This is a genomic window from Mycobacterium sp. TH-M11 (assembly GCF_057473725.1).
Genome location: NZ_JBYCLD010000315.1, coordinates 1 through 2904, shown reverse-complemented (window position 1 = coordinate 2904; position 2904 = coordinate 1). Strand labels below are relative to the sequence as shown.

At 65.1% G+C, this 2904-nt stretch carries 3 protein-coding genes and 1 pseudogene; 2 read left to right on the top strand and 2 right to left on the bottom strand.

Going from position 1 to position 2904, the window contains the following annotated elements; all coding sequences use genetic code 11:
• The coding region (locus AC2VOG_RS12960; protein WP_486940302.1) for an acyltransferase family protein at positions 1-1006 on the bottom strand (1006 nt) is incomplete at its 3' end.
• A gap of 368 nt (positions 1007-1374) precedes the next feature.
• Here AC2VOG_RS12960 and AC2VOG_RS12955 point away from each other — a divergent pair.
• Positions 1375-1668 carry a hemophore-related protein gene (locus tag AC2VOG_RS12955; protein WP_486940301.1) on the top strand — a complete coding sequence of 98 codons (294 nt, stop codon included), beginning with the start codon at positions 1375-1377 and terminating at the stop codon, positions 1666-1668.
• Between the two features lie 51 nt (positions 1669-1719).
• Here AC2VOG_RS12955 and AC2VOG_RS12950 read toward each other — a convergent pair whose 3' ends face one another.
• Positions 1720-2529, bottom strand: coding sequence for a glycoside hydrolase family 16 protein (locus AC2VOG_RS12950; RefSeq protein WP_486940300.1), 810 nt, complete (start codon positions 2527-2529; stop codon positions 1720-1722).
• 139 nt (positions 2530-2668) lie between these two features.
• Here AC2VOG_RS12950 and AC2VOG_RS12945 point away from each other — a divergent pair.
• Positions 2669-2904 (top strand): annotated as a pseudogene (locus AC2VOG_RS12945) (NADP-dependent oxidoreductase); the annotation flags it as partial.

Sequence of the window (2904 nt, the reverse complement as noted above, 5' to 3'; positions counted from 1 at the left end):
CCAACCGGCCCAGCCACCACGCGACGCTGCCCTCGACCGGCTGCGGCAACAGCCCCGCCGGGTAGCCGACGATTGCCACGACGACCACGGGGATCATGTGCCATAGGTACAGGGCCATCACGTTCGTGTTCGCTCGCGACAGCACACGTCGAATCGCGTCCGCGCGCAGCAGGCGGTTGACCGTCGGCGCCAGGCTGATCACCAGGCCGGCCTGTGCGCATCCGAACGCCACCATGGCCATCGAGGGCGGCGCAGTGTTCTGCACTGCTTGACCGGGAACGCCGATCATGCTGACCGGATAGGGACCGAGCCAGAGCAGCAGCCACAGCGCACCCGCCGCGCCCGCGGCCAGCATCACAGCTCGACGACCCGCCAACAAGCCGCTCTGCCAGACGATTCCGAGTTGATAGAGCAACCCCCAGCACATCAGGTAATTCAGCCAACCCAGATGACGGACGTGGCCGGCGAGTGACGCGACGTCCAAGACGGCCACACCCGCGGCGAGCGTCGCGGGCACGAGAAGTCCCCAACGGCGATGTGCTGCCACAGCTATCGGCGTGAACGACACCACGACCAGGTAGACGGCGAGAAACCAGAGATGCATGGCCACCGCCCAGCCCGCGTACTCGAGGATCGACCCCGTCGCGCGCATGCTTTGCAGCACCACCACGCACGTCGATACCAGCACGACGTACACCGTCGACGGCCCGAGCACGCGGGCAAATCGGCGCCGCAACCAGCCCTGGCGTGACATTTCGTCGTTGGCTCGCCGGTGGCTCCAGGACACCGCAGCGGCGTAGCCGGCAACCAGGAAGAACGTGGGAACGGCTTGGAACAGCCAGGTGAGCCACTGCGTCCATGGCTGATCCAGCAACGGATTCTGCCGACCGAAAGATCCGTCGCGGTAGGTGACCGAAGCGGCCAGCCAGTGCCCGAGGACGATCAAGATCACGCCCGTCACGCGGTAAAAGTCGACTGCCGCATTTCGGATCGGGTGCTCGACCATAGCCAAAAAGTACCTGCGCGACGGAAGGCTAAGTGGTCTCGCTCGTAAGTTCGTCGGGGGTACGCCATGATCGCCTTTGCGCGCCGACATCGACGTTATGGCGGCAAAGTGCGAGTAGCAGGCCGCCAAAACGTCGATCTCGCCGCGGGGAACGCAACTCCCGGCCCCCGACGAACTTAAAATCCAGACCGCTAAGTGTGGCCTATGAGGTTGATGTGATCCATCTTTGACAAACCGGGCCCTCGAATACTTCGGGTAAGCTGAAAAATCTCGGCGTCGAGTTTCGGCGATTTCGTAATCCGGAAGGTGTTCCTCATATGGTCACGCGTTCGATGAACAAACTGGCTGTTTTCGCTGGGGGTTTGGCAGTGTCGGCGCTGTTCGGCGCGGGGATCGCGTCCGCGGACGAACTGTCGCCGGCGGCAATCAACACCACATGCAGCTATCCGCAGGTCATCGCGGCTCTCGACGCGCAACAGCCGGGTGCGGGCACCAAGCTCCGCAACTCGGGCTTGGCCAGCGGCTTCCTGCAGCGCTACCTCGCCTCGGCGCCGCCTCAACGCATCCAGATGGCCCAGCAGGCCGAGGCGCAGTTCCCCGCGCAGGCAAACCAGTACCTGCCCATGATCAACCAGGTTGCCCTTACCTGCAGCAACTTCTGACGCTTCGCACTTGACGGGGTAGACCTACGGGCCTCGTCAGGTGCGTCCGGCTCACCAAACCCGAATCCAATCGACCAGCATCTGCGCGGGGTAGGTACCCCCGCCGGGATCGCCACCGCCGGAGCCGGCGACCGCGAGGTTGAACACCGGATAGACCGTGTAACCGCGGCCGTTGAACGGCCAGTCCGGCAGCGAATCCGCGGAAACGGAGAAGTAGGGCGCGGCGCCGTCGACGTAGTCCTTCCAAAACCGCATGCCGGTCGCATCCCATTGGCACCGCCAGGTGTGCCAGGCGCTGTCGACGGAGATGTTCTGGGTCTTCCATTCACCGCCGTTGGCTTTGGCGTGCACGGTGGTGGCGGACGGCCAGCTGCCGTTGCCGTACCACTCGAGAATGTCGATTTCGCCTTGATCGTCGTTTCCCAGCCAGTAGGCAGGCCACGCGCCGGCGGTCAGGCAGTCCAGCTTGATCCGCGCCTCCCAGGTATGGCCGACGCCGCCTCGCCAGCGGCTTTGCACCTTGCCGCCGTAAAAGGTGGGTCCATCCTTCGCGGCTCGAAGGACCAGGTTGGATTTGCCGTCGACAAACACATTGCGGCGATCGTCGCGGTATTGGCCGATATTTTCCGGTAGCTCCCAGTGCGTCGGATCTTTGATGGTTTCGCGCGCCGTGGCGACCGCCCATTTCGACGGATCGGGGGCCGAACCGGCCGGCCCATCGAAGTTGTCGGAGAAGATGTAGCCACCCGACGGGGCGGCCGGCGGTCGCGGAGAGGCACCTGCCCGTGGTGCGGGCACCGCGGCGGACAGTACGCCGAACCCCGTCAGCAACAGCCAACTGCGACGATCCATCTCCGGCATAGGCACAGCACCCTAGCAGAGGCTCCAGAAGCTGTCGGGCAGCGAAAACCGAGCTGTCCCGCAGCCTCGACCGCGGCCGCCGCCGGCCCGAAGCGCCAGCGCCTTACGACCGTTCGCCGTCGGCGCTACCTTGTACCTCATGGCCAAACATAACCGCCGCTTCCTTCTCCGTCAGCGCCCCACCGGACGTATCGACGCCAACACCTTCGAGCTCAGCGAGGAGCCGATGCCGAACATCGGCGACGGCGAGGCGCTGGTGCGCGTCGACTGGATCTCGTTGGACCCCACGAACCGCGGGTGGATCAACGACACCCCGACCTACCTGCCGCCGGTCGGCATCGGCGAGGTCATGCGCGGGCTCGGCCTGGGCGAGGT

Bases quoted from the DNA above. Each gene is read 5' to 3' on its own strand.
- AC2VOG_RS12950 (WP_486940300.1), bottom strand. From the start codon at position 2,529: ATGCCGGAGATGGATCGTCGCAGTTGGCTGTTGCTGACGGGGTTCGGC.